The 15,899-nt window shown below is 72.4% G+C and carries 19 protein-coding genes; 13 read left to right on the top strand and 6 right to left on the bottom strand.

Annotation, left to right across the window (positions count from 1 at the left end; all coding sequences use genetic code 11):
• The first annotated feature begins 13 nt into the window (after positions 1–13).
• A complete protein-coding gene (locus tag OG440_RS27715) occupies positions 14–703 on the top strand; it encodes a DUF2567 domain-containing protein (protein ID WP_406009499.1) in 690 nt (229 codons plus the stop codon).
• A 174-nt stretch (positions 704–877) separates the two neighbouring features.
• Here the strand turns inward: OG440_RS27715 and ybaK are convergent, their stop codons facing one another.
• The 4 genes from ybaK to OG440_RS27735 form a co-directional block, all read right to left on the bottom strand.
• Positions 878–1,378: a Cys-tRNA(Pro) deacylase gene (gene ybaK / locus OG440_RS27720; RefSeq protein WP_406009500.1), complete on the bottom strand. Its 501-nt coding sequence runs from the start codon at positions 1,376–1,378 to the stop codon at positions 878–880.
• A gap of 8 nt (positions 1,379–1,386) precedes the next feature.
• Positions 1,387–2,127 carry an LON peptidase substrate-binding domain-containing protein gene (locus tag OG440_RS27725; RefSeq protein WP_406009501.1) on the bottom strand — a complete coding sequence of 247 codons (741 nt, stop codon included), beginning with the start codon at positions 2,125–2,127 and terminating at the stop codon, positions 1,387–1,389.
• Positions 2,128–2,138: 11 nt separating this feature from the next.
• Positions 2,139–3,185 (bottom strand): hypothetical protein, encoded by a 1,047-nt coding sequence (locus OG440_RS27730; protein ID WP_406009502.1) that lies wholly within the window; start codon positions 3,183–3,185, stop codon positions 2,139–2,141.
• 123 nt (positions 3,186–3,308) lie between these two features.
• Entirely contained in the window at positions 3,309–4,898 is a 1,590-nt protein-coding gene (locus OG440_RS27735) for an oxidoreductase (protein WP_406009503.1), read from the bottom strand.
• A gap of 166 nt (positions 4,899–5,064) precedes the next feature.
• Between OG440_RS27735 and hisD the strand changes: the two genes are divergently transcribed.
• The 10 genes from hisD (at position 5,065) to OG440_RS27785 (ending at position 12,824) form a co-directional block, all read left to right on the top strand.
• Entirely contained in the window at positions 5,065–6,390 is a 1,326-nt protein-coding gene (gene hisD / locus OG440_RS27740; protein ID WP_406009504.1) for a histidinol dehydrogenase, read from the top strand.
• Complete coding sequence (locus OG440_RS27745) at positions 6,387–7,496, top strand: histidinol-phosphate transaminase (protein WP_406009505.1); 1,110 nt, start codon at positions 6,387–6,389, stop codon at positions 7,494–7,496. Before hisD ends, OG440_RS27745 begins: the two co-directional genes overlap by 4 nt.
• On the top strand, positions 7,493–8,086 hold the full coding sequence (gene hisB, locus OG440_RS27750; RefSeq protein ID WP_328482488.1) for an imidazoleglycerol-phosphate dehydratase HisB: 594 nt from the start codon (positions 7,493–7,495) through the stop codon (positions 8,084–8,086). The genes OG440_RS27745 and hisB overlap by 4 nt, the downstream gene beginning before the upstream one ends.
• Positions 8,087–8,090: 4 nt before the next feature.
• Positions 8,091–8,255, top strand: coding sequence for a hypothetical protein (locus OG440_RS27755; protein ID WP_355707124.1), 165 nt, complete (start codon positions 8,091–8,093; stop codon positions 8,253–8,255).
• Positions 8,252–8,923: an imidazole glycerol phosphate synthase subunit HisH gene (hisH, locus tag OG440_RS27760; RefSeq protein WP_406009506.1), complete on the top strand. Its 672-nt coding sequence runs from the start codon at positions 8,252–8,254 to the stop codon at positions 8,921–8,923. The genes OG440_RS27755 and hisH overlap by 4 nt, the downstream gene beginning before the upstream one ends.
• Positions 8,920–9,645, top strand: a complete 726-nt coding sequence (priA, locus tag OG440_RS27765; protein ID WP_406009507.1) for a bifunctional 1-(5-phosphoribosyl)-5-((5-phosphoribosylamino)methylideneamino)imidazole-4-carboxamide isomerase/phosphoribosylanthranilate isomerase PriA — start codon at positions 8,920–8,922, stop codon at positions 9,643–9,645. Before hisH ends, priA begins: the two co-directional genes overlap by 4 nt.
• Entirely contained in the window at positions 9,642–10,040 is a 399-nt protein-coding gene (locus tag OG440_RS27770; protein ID WP_406009508.1) for a RidA family protein, read from the top strand. Before priA ends, OG440_RS27770 begins: the two co-directional genes overlap by 4 nt.
• Positions 10,037–10,792: an imidazole glycerol phosphate synthase subunit HisF gene (gene hisF, locus OG440_RS27775; protein ID WP_406009509.1), complete on the top strand. Its 756-nt coding sequence runs from the start codon at positions 10,037–10,039 to the stop codon at positions 10,790–10,792. Before OG440_RS27770 ends, hisF begins: the two co-directional genes overlap by 4 nt.
• Positions 10,793–10,917: 125 nt before the next feature.
• Positions 10,918–11,505, top strand: coding sequence for an ArsR/SmtB family transcription factor (locus tag OG440_RS27780; RefSeq protein WP_406009510.1), 588 nt, complete (start codon positions 10,918–10,920; stop codon positions 11,503–11,505).
• A gap of 14 nt (positions 11,506–11,519) precedes the next feature.
• On the top strand, positions 11,520–12,824 hold the full coding sequence (locus OG440_RS27785; protein WP_406009511.1) for an MFS transporter: 1,305 nt from the start codon (positions 11,520–11,522) through the stop codon (positions 12,822–12,824).
• A 9-nt stretch (positions 12,825–12,833) separates the two neighbouring features.
• Here OG440_RS27785 and OG440_RS27790 read toward each other — a convergent pair whose 3' ends face one another.
• On the bottom strand, positions 12,834–13,232 hold the full coding sequence (locus OG440_RS27790; protein WP_406009512.1) for a VOC family protein: 399 nt from the start codon (positions 13,230–13,232) through the stop codon (positions 12,834–12,836).
• A 10-nt stretch (positions 13,233–13,242) separates the two neighbouring features.
• Complete coding sequence (locus OG440_RS27795) at positions 13,243–13,878, bottom strand: TIGR03085 family metal-binding protein (protein ID WP_406009513.1); 636 nt, start codon at positions 13,876–13,878, stop codon at positions 13,243–13,245.
• 81 nt (positions 13,879–13,959) lie between these two features.
• Here OG440_RS27795 and hisI point away from each other — a divergent pair, with 81 nt between their 5' ends.
• Together hisI and OG440_RS27805 are read left to right on the top strand one after the other, a co-directional pair.
• Positions 13,960–14,352, top strand: coding sequence for a phosphoribosyl-AMP cyclohydrolase (gene hisI / locus OG440_RS27800; protein ID WP_406009514.1), 393 nt, complete (start codon positions 13,960–13,962; stop codon positions 14,350–14,352).
• 11 nt (positions 14,353–14,363) lie between these two features.
• Positions 14,364–15,839, top strand: coding sequence for an anthranilate synthase component I (locus OG440_RS27805; protein ID WP_406009515.1), 1,476 nt, complete (start codon positions 14,364–14,366; stop codon positions 15,837–15,839).
• Positions 15,840–15,899 lie beyond the last annotated feature (60 nt).

Below are 15,899 nucleotides of genomic sequence, written 5' to 3' on the forward strand. Positions count from 1 at the left end.
GCACGATGTCAGGGTGACCGCACCGCTGACTCCGCCTCCGCCGCCGCACGAGCCCTCCCCGCACGCGGCCTGGCCGCCGCACCCCGGCGGGTACGCGGGGGTCGCGGCCGCGCCCCACGACGTCGCGTACGGACAGGACGGCCCCGGCATGAAGACCGAACTGCGCGAGGCGGCCGTCATCACGGTGGCGGTCGCGGTCGCCGGGGCGCTGCTCGGGCTGCTGTGGGTGTGGCTGGCGCCGAAGGTGCCGCTCGTCGGTGACGTGGTGGACGGCAACTGGGTCGTCTACTTCAAGGACACCGAGGGGGAACAGGCGATCGGTGTGGACGGGACGTTCACCCTGTTGGCCCTGGCGTGCGGGGCGGTGAGCGCCGCGGCCGTGTTCCTGTGGCGGCGACGTGGCGGAGTGCCCCTGGTGATCGCTCTGGCCGTCGGTGGGTTCCTCGGGTCGTTGCTGGCGTGGCGGCTGGGGATCTGGCTGGGACCCGACTCCGATGTGCTCGCGCACGCGCAGTCGGCGGGCAAGGGGGTCACGTTCTCGGCCCCGCTGAAGCTCGGCGCGAAGGGGGCGTTGCTGGCCTGGTCGTTCGCCGCGGCGCTGGTGCATCTGGGGCTCACGGCGCTGTTCGGGCCTCGGGACCCCGATCCGTATCAGGCACAGCTCGGTCTGCCGAAGGACGGGTACGGGGCGCCGATGGGCTAGCGGGGTTTTCCCGCCCCCGCCGCCCTACCCGTCCCGACCTTGGGGCCCGTCCCGACCGTGGGGGTCCCGTCCCGACCTTGGGGGTCTCGCCCCGACCCTGGGGACCGCGCCCCCGAACCCCCAGCCCCGGCTTTCGGCCTGGACGGCTTCGTCCTCGAAGCGCCGGACGGGCTGTCAGGCGCGGCCGATCGGCGCCTGCACCGCTTCGGTGAGCTTCGCCAGGTCTGCCGGGGAGAGCTCCACCTCCAGGCCCCTGCGGCCCGCCGAGACGCAGATCGTGGGGTGGGCCGTGGCCGAGGCGTCCAGGACCGTGGGGAGCTTCTTGCGCTGGCCCAGCGGGGAGATGCCGCCCCGGACGTAGCCGGTGGTGCGTTCCGCGAGGGTCGGGTCGGCCATCGCCGCCCGTTTTCCGCCCACCGCCGACGCCAGGGCCTTCAGGTCCAGGGAGCCGGCCACCGGGACCACGGCCACCGTCAGGGTGCCGTCCACGTCCGCGACCAGGGTCTTGAAGACCCGGTCGGGGGAGACGCCCATCGCCTCGGCCGCCTCCTCGCCGTAGGACGGGTGGCCCGGGTCGTGGTCGTAGGCGTGGACGGTGAACTCCACGCCCGCCGCCGTTAGGGCCACCGTCGCGGGCGTGCCCGCGGACTGCTGCTTCTTCGCCTTCTTCGCCATGCGGGCCCTCAGTTGAGACTCGTCGGGCCGCGCGTCAGGTCCGACGCGGGCAGCGAGGGCAGGTTGCGGATGATCGCCGTCTCCGCGCGCAGCAGCCGCAGCTCGTCCCGCAGACGGGAGGCCGTGTCGGGGGCCTGGAGCAGGCGCTGCTTGGTCGGGGTGTCCAGCATCATCGCCGCCGCCACCAGGTACGACACCACCGACGGGTCGTCCGGGAGATCCGCGCCGGTGGTCAGTGAGCGCTCGCGGGCGCCCGCGAGGCGCTTCTGGTACTGGCGGAAGGCGCGCAGCACGCCTTCCGCGAGGGCGCCCGCCTCCTCGCCGGGGTCCTCGGGCAGCTCCTGGAGCTCGGCGGTCAGGAACGGGCCCGACGCGTCCACGGACAGCAGCTTCACGCGGGTCGTGCCCGTGGCGAGCACCTCGAAGGTGCCGTCGGCCCGCTCGCGGATCGTCGCCGCGTCGGCCACACAGCCGACGTCGTGGAACGCCTCGAGCGGGGCGTCGCCGAAGCCGGCCGCGGGGCCGCGCTCGGGCAGCGCGGTCTGGTCGGGCAGGCCGTGGGAGCTGGGGGCCGCCTCATGGCCGTCCCGGATGGCCACGACGGCGAATCGGCGCGATTCGTCGTCGGGGGTCTTCAACAGTTCGCGCATCATGGCGCGATAGCGCTCCTCGAACACGTTGAGCGGGAGCACGAGCCCCGGGAACAACGCCGAGTTCAGGGGGAAGAGCGGCAGACGGACGGTGGTCACGACGCAGAAGCCTAGTGGTCCGTGGAGTGGGCTCGTTCGCCGTGTCCGTTCCCCGGCAGCCACGGAGGCCGCTCGGACGGCCCGGAGCGCACTTCCTCGCGGACCGCGAGGAAGTGGCCGAGCGGGTCGTCCGACAGCCGGCCCCACGGGAAGGACGTGGCGTACGGGCCGATCAGGCGCAGCTGTGCGAGGGCGTCCTCGCGGCGGTCCAGGCGGACCAGGACGTACGTCAGCACGTTGCGGATCTCGGCCGGCCACGGGTCGACGGACGGGAACCGGGCGGAGAGCGCGATGGCACGGTCGGCCGCCGCGTCCAGCCGCTCGCGCGGCACTTCGGGCCCGCAGCCGTCGGTCAGGTACGCCAAGGCGGCCCGCGCCGGCAGCGCCTGGACGAGGGAGCCCGCCGGAGCGTCCTGCGCGGCCCGGTCGGCGAAGTCGAAGCACTCCCGGTGGGATCCGTGCCACGACTCGGCCAGATAGCGCTTGGCGGCGACATGGCAGCCGTAGTGGTGCGGGGCGCGGCGGACCGCGGCCGCCCACAGCTCGCCGAAGTACTTGTGTCCCGCCTGCGTCCCGCGCGCGTGGTCCAGGGCGATCCGCCACGGCACCGGGTCGCGGACGTCGCTCTTGGAGGCGGCCGTGATCAGCGGGCTCACCTCGCGCAGCAGCTCGGCCCGGGCGGGGGAGCGCCAGGCCCGCTCCACGGCCAGCTGGGCGGCGACGAGCAGCACGTCCGGGTCGCGCGGGGCCGCGGCACGCCAGTCCTCGAACCACTCCGACCGAGAGTGGGCGAAGGACGCCAGCCGGGTCGCGTACCGGTCTCTGTACTCCCACTCGGCCCGTTCCCGGGTCTGGGCCATGAGCCGGGCGGCGGGCGCGTAGGCGCCCAGGCCGGCAGCGACCAGGGCGGGACCCAGCCGGTCGTCGGGCACGTCGATGAGCACCTCGTCGTCGGCGGGGAGCCCGGCGGCGCTGTGGGGGGCGGCGGCGTTCCGTGCCGTCCGGGAAGTCCGGGAGGCGCGGATGAACGGGGGCAGCAGAGCCATGGTGCCGACCATTGAAAAGCCGCGGGTTCAGATTGCGCCAGAGGGTTCGGGCACCTTCACGAAAGTTGTACACCCTATGGTCAAGGGGCGGCAAAAGGTGACGGTGCGGCCACTGTCGGTGAGCTCGCCGGGGGATCACCCCCGGCGCAGCAGCCGCGTGGCCCCCGCCGCCACCGTCGTCGCCAGGATCCAGCCCAGCAGGATCAGCACCGACGACAGCCACTGCCAGCCGCCGTGCAGCTGCCACTCGCCGACCTGTCCGAGATCGATGACCGGCAGCAGCAGGTCGAGGGCGAAGAGCGCGGGATTCCAGGGCGGGTGCCCGTCCCGGTGGACGGGCGGATGCGCGGCGTGCGCGAAGGCCAGCGAACTCGCCGCCCACAGCACCGCCATCCACACCGCCGCGCGGCCCGGCCGGTACCCGTAGGCGACCGTCCAGTCCTGGGCGTAGCCCCAGAGCTTCGCGGCCGGCGGCAGGGTCTCGCGGCGCCGGCGCTGCTTGGCCAGCAGGACCTCGCGGGCGTCCTCGTCCTCCCCGCCGGCCCGCAGTACGGTGGCCAGCCGTTCGTACGGCTCCGGGGCGTACTCGGCGGTCGCCGCGGCCACCCAGCGCAGCCGTTCGGCCAGCGGGAACGGGCCCTGCGGCACCAGGTTCTCGTACGCGAAGCCACCCATGTGCACACTGCCGGGGCCCGGCCAGGCGCTCGCCCGGTCCACCAGGTTGATCACCCGGGCGCCCGACAGCACCACCTTGCCGCGCGGCGGCCGCTCCCCGAGGAAGCGCAGCTCGGGCGTCTGCACCCGGCGCAACGACAGTTCCTGGTCCTCGGTGAACACGAACCGGGCCCGCTCCAGGTCCACGGCGTCCCCGAAGCGCCCGTCGTCCAGACGCACCCCGCCCCGGCACTCGAAGCGCTGGATGCGGGTCCCTCGCGCGGGTGTCGTGCCGCTCAGCGCCAGGCCGCCGACACCGGCCGGGGTCAGGTACAGCGAGCGCTCCACCGTCAGCTGGGGCGCGTTCAGCGCGAGCCGCGTGTACGGGTTGGCCAGCCGGGCCCCGCGCAGGCTCAGCGACACGCCGATCTTGGCGCTGCGCAGGCTCAGCTCGCCGTGCGATTCGAGCAGCTCGGCCTGGAGGTCCTGGCCGACCGTGAGGCCGTCGGCGGCGATCGAGCGGCCGCTGCGGTCGCGGTAGACGATCGCCTGGTTGAGCAGCAGGTCCGTGCCGATGTGCGCGTCGGTGAGCCGGACGCCGTTGTGGAAGCGGCAGCGGGGGAGGTGCAGATCGCCCTCGGTGTGCACCCGGGCCGCCTCCAGGCGCGGCACCGAGCAGTCCACCATCCGCAGGGTCGTGAACCGCGCCTCCGGCAGCAGCACCTCCCGCTCGAACCGGCAGCGCTTCATCTCCAGGTAGGGCACCACCGTGCCGCCCGCGAGGTCCAGGGTGCCGCTGACCTGCACGCCCACCAGTTTCAGCGAGGCGACCCGGCCGGCCAGTGCGGGCGGTCCGGCCAGCAGCAGCCAGGCGACGATCCGGGCCCGCACGGTCCGCGACGCGCCCCACGGATGCCCGCCGTGCGGGTCGTCGACGACCGTGTCCCCGCTGCTCAGGTCGTACACGCTGCCGTTGCGGAAGGCCTGCCACATGCCGGCCTCGGCGGCGGTCAGGTCGTCCGGCAGATCTCCCGGGTCGTTTCCCGTACGGCTGTCCGCCCCCTCGGTCACACGATTCACCCTCTTCGTCACCCACTGTTCGCACAGCTGTTCATGCCCGGTGGGCGGCCCCCCGAACGCCGGACCCGAAGATGATCCTCCGGATTCCGGCCAGGTTCTGTATCAGCCATTGATACGCGCGAACGACGCCCGATCCCGGTCTGAGAGAATTGACGGCGTGATCTCCCGAATCGATCTGCGCGGCGACGCCCTCCCCGAGGGCCCCGCCCTGCGCGACCTGCTGCCCCGAGCCGACTTCGACGTCTCGGCCGCCCTCGAGAAGGTGCGTCCGATCTGCGAGGCCGTGCATCATCGGGGCGACGCGGCGCTGATCGACTTCGCCGAGAAGTTCGACGGGGTGCGCCTGGAATCCGTACGCGTGCCCGCGCGGGCGATCGCCGACGCGCTCGAGCGGCTCGACCCGGCCGTCCGCGCGGCCCTGGAGGAGTCCATCCGCCGCGCCCGTCTCGTCCACCGCGAGCAGCGCCGTACGACCCACACGACCCAGGTCGTGCCCGGCGGCAGCGTGACCGAGAAGTGGGTGCCGGTCGACCGCGTCGGGCTGTACGCGCCCGGCGGCCGGTCCGTCTACCCGTCCTCCGTGATCATGAACGTGGTGCCCGCCCAGGAGGCCGGGGTCGCGTCGATCGCCCTCGCCTCCCCGGCGCAGGCCGAGTTCGACGGCCTTCCGCACCCGACGATCCTCGCCGCCTGCGCGCTGCTCGGCGTCGACGAGGTGTACGCGGCCGGAGGCGCGACCGCCGTCGCGATGTTCGCGTACGGCACCGAGTCCTGCCCGCCCGCCAACATGGTGACCGGCCCCGGCAACATCTGGGTCGCCGCCGCCAAGCGCTACTTCGCCGGCAAGATCGGCATTGACGCCGAGGCCGGCCCGACCGAGATCGCGGTCCTCGCCGACGACAGCGCCGACCCGGCGCACGTCGCCGCCGACCTGATCAGCCAGGCCGAACACGACCCGCTGGCGGCCGCCGTCCTGGTCACCGACTCCGTCGAGCTGGCGGACGCGGTCGCGAAGGAACTGGAGCCACAGGTCGCGGCCACCAAGCACGTCGAGGACCGGATCGTCCCGGCACTCGCCGGCCGTCAGTCGGCGATCGTGCTGGTCGACGGCGTCGACGAGGGCCTGCGCGTGGTCGACGCCTACGGCGCCGAGCACCTGGAGATCCAGACGGCCGACGCCGCCGCGGTGGCCGACCGGGTCAGGAACGCGGGCGCGATCTTCGTCGGCCCCTGGGCGCCCGTGTCCCTGGGCGACTACGCGGCCGGGTCCAACCACGTGCTCCCGACGGGCGGCTGCGCCTGCCACTCCTCCGGGCTGTCCGTGCAGTCGTTCCTCCGGGGCATCCACATCGTCGACTACACGCGCGACGCGCTGGCCGAGGTCGCGCACCACGTGGTGACGCTGGCGGAGGCGGAGGACCTGCCCGCGCACGGCGCGGCGATCAAGGCGCGGTTCGACTGGAAGGTACCGACGAGCAAGTGAGCTTCGGAATCGACGATCTCCCCGTACGGGACGAGCTGCGCGGCAAGTCCCCCTACGGCGCGCCCCAGTTGGACGTCCCCGTACGGCTGAACACCAACGAGAACCCCTACCCGCTGCCCGAGGCCCTGGTCGAGCGGATCACGGAGCGGGTGCGCGAAGCGGCCCGCGACCTCAACCGCTACCCGGACCGGGACGCCGTCGAGCTGCGCACGCGGCTCGCCGAGTACCTGACGGACAGCTCCGGGTACGCGGTCGGCCCGGCAAACGTGTGGGCCGCCAACGGCTCCAACGAGGTCATCCAGCAGCTGCTCCAGACCTTCGGCGGACCGGGCCGCACCGCGATCGGCTTCGAGCCGTCGTACTCGATGCACGGCCTCATCGCGCGCGGCACCGGAACCGGCTGGATCCCGGGCCCCCGCAACGAGGACTTCACCATCGACCTGCCGGCCGCCGAGGCTGCCATCGCCGCGCACCGGCCCGACGTCGTCTTCATCACCACCCCCAACAACCCCACCGGCACCGCGGTCCCGGCCGAGACGGTCCTCGCGCTGTACGAGGCCGCGCAGCGGACCAAGCCGTCGATGGTCGTCGTGGACGAGGCGTACATCGAGTTCAGCCACGGCGACTCCCTGCTGCCGCTGCTCCAGGACCGGCCGAATCTCGTCGTCTCGCGCACCATGTCGAAGGCCTTCGGCGCGGCCGGCCTGCGCCTCGGCTACCTCGCCGCGCACCCGGCGGTCGTGGACGCCGTCCAGCTCGTCCGGCTGCCGTACCACCTGTCGGCCGTCACCCAGGCGACCGCGCTGGCCGCCCTGGAGCACACCGACACGCTGCTGAAATACGTCGAGCAGCTCAAGGCGGAACGGGACCGGCTGGTGAGCGAACTGCTCGCGATCGGCTACGAGGTCACGGCCTCCGACGCCAACTTCGTGCAGTTCGGACGGTTCGCGGACGCCCACGAGGTCTGGCGGCAGATCCTCGACCGGGGCGTCCTGGTCCGGGACAACGGCGTGCCCGGCTGGCTGCGCGTCACCGCCGGAACCCCCGAAGAGAACGACGCGTTCCTCGACGCGGTCCGTGAAGTGAAGAAGGAGAAGGACGCATGAGCCGCGTAGGACGTGTGGAGCGCACGACGAAGGAGACCTCGGTCCTCGTCGAGATCAACCTCGACGGCACCGGCAAGGTCGATGTGTCGACCGGTGTCGGCTTCTACGACCACATGCTGGACCAGCTCGGCCGGCACGGTCTGTTCGACCTGACCGTGAAGACCGACGGCGACCTGCACATCGACTCCCACCACACCATCGAGGACACCGCCCTCGCGCTCGGCGCCGCCTTCAAGCAGGCGCTCGGCGACAAGGTCGGCATCTACCGGTTCGGCAACTGCACGGTCCCGCTGGACGAGTCCCTCGCCCAGGTCACCGTCGACCTCTCCGGCCGGCCCTACCTCGTGCACACCGAGCCCGAGAAGATGGCGCCGATGATCGGCGAGTACGACACCACGATGACCCGGCACATCCTGGAGTCCTTCGTCGCCCAGGCGCAGATCGCGCTGCACGTGCACGTGCCCTACGGGCGCAACGCGCACCACATCGTGGAGTGCCAGTTCAAGGCGCTGGCCCGGGCCCTGCGCTACGCCGCCGAACGCGACCCGCGCGCGGCCGGCATCCTCCCCTCCACGAAGGGCGCCCTGTAAAGCCATGAGCGGACTGTCGACCATCCTGATCGTCGTCGGCCTCTTCCTGGCCGGCGGCATCTACTCCTTCGTCAAGCAACAGATGCCGAAGAGCCTGATCGTCCTGCTGTCGATCGGCGCCGCGATGTGCCTCGTCGCCGGCGTCGTACGGCTGGAGGTGTGGAATTGAGCAGCGCCGCGAACAGCCCGAAGAGCGCGAAGAGCCCCAAGACGGTCGTCGTCTTCGACTACGGCTTCGGCAACGTCCGCTCCGCCGAGCGTGCCCTCGCCCGCGCCGGGGCCGACGTCGAGATCACGCGTGACTTCGACACGGCCATGAACGCCGACGGCCTGCTGGTGCCGGGCGTCGGTGCCTTCGCCGCCTGCATGCGAGGCCTGAAGGAGGCCCGCGGCGACTGGATCATCGGCCGCAGACTGTCCGGCGGCCGCCCCGTGATGGGCATCTGCGTCGGCATGCAGATCCTGTTCGCGCGGGGCATCGAGCACGGCGTGGAGACCGAGGGCCTCGACGAGTGGCCCGGCGCGGTCGAGCCGCTCCAGGCCGAGATCGTGCCCCACATGGGCTGGAACACCGTCGACGCGCCGGCCGGCTCCGAGCTGTTCGCCGGACTGGACGCGGACGCGCGCTTCTACTTCGTGCACTCCTACGCCGTGCAGGACTGGTCCCTCGACGTGCACAACCCGCTGCTGCGGGCGCCGAAGGTGACCTGGTCGACGCACGGCAAGCCGTTCGTGGCCGCCGTGGAGAACGGCGCCTTGTGGGCCACGCAGTTCCACCCCGAGAAGTCCGGCGACGCCGGAGCCCAGCTCCTCACCAACTGGATCGGAACACTGTGAGCAAGCTCGAACTCCTCCCCGCCGTCGACGTCCGCGACGGCCAGGCCGTCCGTCTCGTGCACGGCGAGTCGGGCACCGAGACCTCCTACGGCTCCCCCCTCGAGGCCGCCCTCGCCTGGCAGCGCTCGGGCGCCGAGTGGCTGCACCTGGTCGACCTGGACGCCGCGTTCGGCACCGGCGACAACCGCGCGCTGATCGCCGAGGTCGCGGGCGCGATGGACATCAAGGTGGAGCTGTCCGGCGGCATCCGCGACGACGACACCCTCGCCGCCGCCCTGGCCACCGGCTGCACCCGGGTGAACCTGGGCACGGCCGCCCTGGAGACTCCCGAATGGGTCGCCAAGGTCATCGCCGAGCACGGCGACAAGATCGCGGTCGGCCTGGACGTCCGCGGCACGACCCTGCGCGGACGCGGCTGGACCCGCGACGGCGGCGACCTCTACGAGACGCTGGCGCGTCTCGACAAGGAGGGCTGCGCGCGCTACGTCGTCACCGACATCGCCAAGGACGGCACGCTCCAGGGCCCGAACCTGGAGCTGCTGAAGAACGTGTGCGCCGTGACGGACCGGCCGGTGGTGGCGTCGGGCGGCGTGTCCTCCCTCGACGACCTGCGGGCCATCGCCGAACTGGTGCCCCACGGCGTCGAGGGCTCCATCGTCGGCAAGGCCCTGTACGCCAAGGCGTTCACCCTGGAAGAAGCCCTCGCGGCGGTCGCCCGGTGAGCGAGATCCGACGCGTCACGACCGGCGCGCCCTGGGAGGACACCTTCGGCTACTCCCGCGCGGTGGAGCTGCCCAACGGCCTGGTGCTGGTCTCCGGGTGCACCTCGATCGTGGACGGCGAGATCGCGGGCGGCGGCCCGTACGAGCAGGCGGTCAACGCATTCAACGTGGCGTTCGCGGCGCTGGACCAGCTGGGCCTCGGGCGCGACGACGTCGTGCGCACGCGCATGTACCTCACCCACGCCCGGGACGTGGACGACGTCGGACGCGCCCACAAGGAGCTGTTCGACACCGTCCGGCCCGCCGCGTCCATGCTCATCGTCTCCGGCCTCGTGGACCCCAGCCTGGTGGTCGAGGTCGAGGTGGAGGCCTATCGAGGAGGGTCCTCGGCATGACCCTTGCCGTACGAGTCATCCCCTGCCTGGACGTGGACAACGGCCGGGTCGTCAAGGGCGTCAACTTCCAGAACCTGCGCGACGCGGGCGACCCCGTCGAGATGGCCAAGGTGTACGACGCCGAGGGCGCCGACGAGTTGACGTTCCTGGACATCACCGCCTCGTCGGGCAATCGCGAGACGACCTACGACGTGGTGCGCCGCACCGCCGAGCAGGTGTTCATCCCGCTCACCGTCGGCGGTGGGGTGCGGGCCCCCGAGGACGTCGACAGGCTGCTGCGGGCCGGCGCGGACAAGGTGGGCGTCAACACGGCCGCCATCGCCCGCCCGGAACTGATCAAGGAGATCGCCGAGCGGTTCGGCAGCCAGGTGCTGGTGCTCTCGGTGGACGCCCGGCGCACCCCCGCGGGGACCTTCGAGGTGACGACCCACGGCGGCCGGCAGGGCACCGGCATCGACGCCGTCGAGTGGGCGCACCGCGCGGCCGAGCTGGGCGCGGGCGAGATCCTGCTCAACTCGATGGACGCGGACGGCACGAAGGACGGCTACGACCTGGAGATGATCGCCGCCGTCCGGAAGCACGTGTCGGTCCCGGTGATCGCCTCGGGCGGCGCCGGCAAGCTCGCCGACTTCTCGCCTGCCGTGGAGGCGGGCGCGGACGCGGTGCTCGCCGCGTCGGTGTTCCACTTCGGCGATCTGCGGATCGGCCAGGTCAAGGACGCGTTGCGCGGGGCGGGTCACCCGGTGAGGTGACGTTCCCGGTCGCGGAGTGAGCCCCGGTCGCCCGTCGGCTGCCGGGGCTCTTCCTTCCGCATTCACGCAAGACAAGTTGCGCAAAAATTATTGCGCAACTTATCTTTCGTATCTACGCTGCGGTCATGGCTCGCGAAGAGAACCGGCCCATCACGGACCTCGGGACACTGAAGGCCCTGGCCCACCCGTTGCGCATGCAGCTGTACCGGGGACTGTGCGTCGCCCGTAAGGCCACCGCGTCGCAGCTGGCCGACCAGGTGGACGAGGCCGTGTCCCTCGTCAGCTACCACCTGCGCAAACTCGCCGAGCACGGCCTCATCGAAGAGGCCGCGACGCAGAGCGCGGACGGCCGGGAACGCTGGTGGCAGCCGTCCTCGGACGGCGTGAGCATCCGCGACAAGGACTTCCGGGACGCACCCGAACGCGCGGCGGCGCACCTGGCGGCCACCCGGCTCTTCCACGAGCAGCGCGCCGACATGTACCGCCGGTACCTGGACGAACGGCCCACCTGGAGCCCCGAGTGGAACGCCGCCGCCCCGGACAACGAGTCCCTCCTGCGGCTGACCCCGGCCGAACTGGCCGAACTGGGCGAGGAGTTGCTGGCACTCGCCAGGAAGTACGACGAGAAGGGCCGGGCAGCCGACGCCGCGGGCGACACCGAGGGGCGGGAGAACGTCGCGCTGCACGTGTACGGATTCCCGTTCCGCACCTGAGGAAGGCCACCTTCGTGACCGCCACCACGCCCGTCGTACCCGCAGGGGCCGACACCGAGCGCCCCGCCCATCGCGACGGCAACGTCCTGCGCTGGCTCGCCGCCTACACGGCCTCGGTGATCGGCGACAACATCTACTACCTCGCGCTGTCCTGGGCCGCCGTACGAGCCGGTTCGCCCGCACAGGCGGGCCTGGTGATGACGGTGAGTGCCGTACCCCGGGCCCTGCTGATGCTGGGCGGGGGAGTGATCGCCGACCGGTTCGGGCCGCGCCGGGTGGTCATCGGCGGCGACGCCGTGCGCTGCGCGGCCGTCCTCACCGTGGCCGTCCTGTTCTTCGCCACCGAGCCCGGGCTCTGGCCGCTGGCCGCGCTCGCCGTGGTCTTCGGCACGGTCGACGCCGTGTTCCTGCCGGCCGTGGGCGCCCTCCCCGCGCGCGTGACCGGCCGGGGGCAACTCGCGCGCGTGCAGGGCATGCGGGGCCTCGGGGTCCGGCTGGCGAGTGTCGTCGGGGGCCCGCTCAGCGGTCTCGCGATGGCCTGGGGCGGAGCGGCGACCGCCTTCGGGCTGTCCGCGCTGCTGATCGCCGTGTCGATACCGCTGCTGGTGTCCGTACGCATACGGGAACTGCCGACGGACGACAGCACGGGGACCGCCGTTGACGCGGGGACGGGGGAGCCGGCCGGCGAATCGGCGGAAGCCCGCGGCCATACCGCCTGGCGGGATCTGGTGGGCGGCCTGCGCTACGTCCGCGGTCACCGTGTGCTCGCCCCGCTGATGCTGGTCATCGCGCTCGGAGACCTCGGCTTCGTCGGGCCGCTCAACGTGGGACTGGCCCTGCTCGCCGACGAACGCGGCTGGGGCGCCTCCGGGATGGGCTGGACACTGGCCGGGTTCGGCGCCGGCGCGGGCGCCGCCTCCCTGCTGCTGGCCGTGCGCGGCCGCGTGCCGCACGCCGGGCAGGTCGCGGCCTACGCCATCCTCGCCGGCTCCGTCGCGATCGGCGCCCTCGCCTACGCGCCGGGCGTCTCCGCGGCCGTGGGCACCGCCGTACTCGTCGGGCTGCTCGCCGGACTCAGCGGCGCCCTGTGCGCGGCCCTGCTGCAGACCCAGTCGGACCCCGCCTACCTGGGGCGCGTCACCGCCGTCGCGAGCCTGGTCAGTCTCGGACTCGCACCCCTCGGCATGCCGTTGTCCGCCGTGGCCATCGGCGCCTGGGGCACCGGCCCGGTCTTCGTCGTCAGCGCGGCGGTCTGCGGGCTCGGCGGCGTGGTGGTCCTGTGCTTCAGGCACCTGCGCCAGGCCGAACTGCCCCGCTGACCGCCCCGCTCAGCCCTTCGGCTGGGTCAGTTGCACCAGGTTGCCCACCGTGTCGTCCAGGACGGCCGCGACGACCGGACCCTGGTCCTGCGGGGGATGGGTGAAGCGCACACCCAGCCCCCGCAGCCGCTCGTACTCCGCGTCGAGGTCGTCGACCGAGAAGACGATGCAGGGCAGCCCCGCCTCCCGCAGCGCCGCCCGGTACGGCTCCGCGATCGGACCCTGGCCGGGCTCCAGCAGCAACTGGAGATCCCGCTGGGCCCCGTCCGCCGCGCCCACGGTGACGAACAGCGTGCCTTCGCCCAGATCCATGTGCAGACGCGTCTCGAACCCCAGAACCTCGGTGTAGAACGCGTGGGCCTTCGTGACGTCGTCGACGTACACGCTCGTCATGGCGACCTTGATCATGTGCGGCCTCTCAGATTCCGAGCTGCTTTCCACCGTGCAACCTGGCGATCGCTTCCTTCTCGCCGTCCAGCGCCACCTCCGCGGCGCTCTGCCGGCCGTACAGGAACAACAGCAGCTCCGACGGCTCCCCGGTGGCCGTCACGACCGGTGTCCCCCGGTTGGCGACCGCCGTACGCCCGTCCGGACGCCGCAGCACCAGGCCGGTCGGGGTGCCGCGGCCCATCAGACGGGCGGTGCGCTCCAGACGGGTCCACAGGGCGTCCTGGAAGACGGGGTCGAGCGCGCGCGGCGTCCAGTCGGGCCGGGCACGGCGGACGTCCTCGGTGTGGACGTAGAACTCGATCGTGTTGGACGCCTCGTCGAGCTGCTTGAGCTGGAAGGGGGAGAAGCGCGGCGGACCCGTGCGGATCAGCTGGATCAGCTCCTCGTACGGCTTGGCGGCGAACTCCTCCATCACCTTGTCCAGGCGGGACGCGAGCTGCTTGATCAGGATGCCTCCGGCGGCGTCCGGGCGGCGCTCGCGCACCACCACGTGCGCGGCCAGGTCCCGGGTCTGCCAGCCCTCGCAGAGGGTCGGCGCCTCGGGACCCGCCGTTTCCAAGAGATCGGCGAGCAGGAGTCGTTCACGCTTGGCGAAAGTCGACATGCCGTCAGCCTACGACCGCCGGGAAGGTCCGCCCAGTGGACGCGGCCCGTCACTGTCAGTGGCGCGCGGCACAATGGCGACATGACCAGCACGCCCCAGCCCAGCAACCTCGACCCCGCGATCGCCGCGCGCCTCAAGCGCAGCGCCGACGGGCTCGTCCCCGCCATCGCCCAGCAGTACGACACCGGTGAGGTGCTCATGCTCGGCTGGATGGACGACGAGGCGCTGCACCGCACGCTCACCACCGGCCGCTGCACCTACTGGTCGCGCAGCCGCCGGGAGTACTGGGTCAAGGGCGACACCTCCGGCCACTTCCAGTGGGTCAGGTCCGTGGCCCTCGACTGCGACGCCGACACCGTGCTCGTCAAGGTGGACCAGGTGGGTGCCGCCTGCCACACCGGCGCGCGCACCTGCTTCGACGCCGACGTGCTGACCGAGAACGCCGATTCCGGCGTACCCGCCACGGATCAGTAAGGTCAGCCGCCATGGACCTCGAGACGTTCCGCAAGCTGGCCACCGACCGCCGCGTCGTTCCGGTCACGCGCAAGCTCCTCGCCGACGGGGACACCCCGGTCGCGCTCTACCGCAAGCTCGCCGCCGAGCGCACCGGCACCTTCCTGCTGGAGTCCGCGGAGAACGGCCGTTCCTGGTCCCGGTACTCCTTCGTGGGCGTCCGCAGCGCCGCCACGCTCACCGCGCTCGACGGCCGGGCCCACTGGCTCGGCACCCCGCCCGTCGGCGTCCCGGTGGACGGCGACCCGCTCGCCGCCCTGCGCGCCACCATCGAGACCCTCCACACCCCCCACGAGGAGGGCCTGCCGCCCTTCACCGGCGGCATGGTCGGCTACCTCGGCTACGACATCGTGCGCCGCCTGGAGAAGATCGGCCCCGGCGACCGCGACGACCTGCGGCTGCCCGAGCTGACCATGCTCCTGACCAGCGACCTCGCCGTCATGGACCACTGGGAGGGCTCCGTCCTGCTGATCGCCAACGCGATCAACCACAACGACCTCGACACCGGCGTCGACGAGGCCTACACGGACGCGGTGGCCCGGCTGGACGCCATGGAGGCCGACCTCTCCCGCCCGGTCGCCCAGCCCCCGGCGGTCCTTCCGCCCTCCGAGCTCCCCGAGTACAGCGCCCTGTGGGGCGGCCCCGACTTCCAGGCAGCCGTCGAGGACATCAAGGAGCGCATCCGCGCGGGCGAGGCCTTCCAGGTCGTCCCCTCCCAGCGCTTCGAGACGGCGTGCACCGCGACCGCGCTGGACGTCTACCGGGTCCTGCGGGCGACGAACCCCTCGCCCTACATGTACCTGTTCCGCTTCGACGGTTTCGACGTCGTGGGCTCCTCCCCGGAAGCCCTCGTCAAGGTCGAGGACGGGCACGCCATGGTCCACCCCATCGCCGGCACCCGGCACCGCGGGGCCACCCCCCAGGAGGACCAGGCCCTCGCCGACGAACTGCTGGCCGACCCCAAGGAGCGCGCCGAGCACCTCATGCTCGTCGACCTCGGCCGCAACGACCTGGGCCGGGTCTGCGAACCGGGCTCGGTCGAGGTCGTCGACTTCATGTCCGTCGAGCGGTACTCGCACGTGATGCACATCGTCTCGACGGTCACCGGGAAGGTCGCGGCGGGCCTCAGCGCCTTCGACGTCCTCACCGCCTGCTTCCCCGCCGGCACCCTGTCCGGCGCCCCCAAGCCGCGCGCCATGCAGATCATCGACGAACTGGAGCCGTCCCGACGCGGTCTGTACGGCGGCTGCGTCGGCTACCTGGACTTCGCCGGCGACTCCGACACCGCCATCGCCATCCGCACGGCCCTCCTGCGCGACGGCACCGCCTACGTCCAGGCCGGCGCGGGCATCGTCGCCGACTCCGACCCGGTCGCGGAGGACCAGGAGTGCCGCAACAAGGCGGCGGCGGTACTGCGCGCCGTGCACACCGCCAACCGACTGTCCTGACCGGGCGCTTCCGGGCGCACAGCGGGGGCACATTCCGAAGATAGGACGCGTCTCACGTGA

Origin of the sequence: Streptomyces sp. NBC_00637 (assembly GCF_045161545.1) — a bacterium.
Lineage (GTDB): Bacteria > Actinomycetota > Actinomycetes > Streptomycetales > Streptomycetaceae > Streptomyces.

Bases quoted from the DNA above. Each gene is read 5' to 3' on its own strand.
- OG440_RS27755 (WP_355707124.1), top strand. From the start codon at position 8,091: ATGAGCGGACTGTCGACCATCCTGATCGTCGTCGGCCTCTTCCTGGCC.
- hisI (WP_406009514.1), top strand. From the start codon at position 13,960: ATGACCAGCACGCCCCAGCCCAGCAACCTCGACCCCGCGATCGCCGCG.
- OG440_RS27795 (WP_406009513.1), bottom strand. From the start codon at position 13,878: ATGTCGACTTTCGCCAAGCGTGAACGACTCCTGCTCGCCGATCTCTTG.
- OG440_RS27805 (WP_406009515.1), top strand. From the start codon at position 14,364: ATGGACCTCGAGACGTTCCGCAAGCTGGCCACCGACCGCCGCGTCGTT.
- OG440_RS27780 (WP_406009510.1), top strand. From the start codon at position 10,918: ATGGCTCGCGAAGAGAACCGGCCCATCACGGACCTCGGGACACTGAAG.
- ybaK (WP_406009500.1), bottom strand. From the start codon at position 1,378: ATGGCGAAGAAGGCGAAGAAGCAGCAGTCCGCGGGCACGCCCGCGACG.
- hisF (WP_406009509.1), top strand. From the start codon at position 10,037: ATGACCCTTGCCGTACGAGTCATCCCCTGCCTGGACGTGGACAACGGC.
- hisB (WP_328482488.1), top strand. From the start codon at position 7,493: ATGAGCCGCGTAGGACGTGTGGAGCGCACGACGAAGGAGACCTCGGTC.
- OG440_RS27730 (WP_406009502.1), bottom strand. From the start codon at position 3,185: ATGGTCGGCACCATGGCTCTGCTGCCCCCGTTCATCCGCGCCTCCCGG.
- OG440_RS27790 (WP_406009512.1), bottom strand. From the start codon at position 13,232: ATGATCAAGGTCGCCATGACGAGCGTGTACGTCGACGACGTCACGAAG.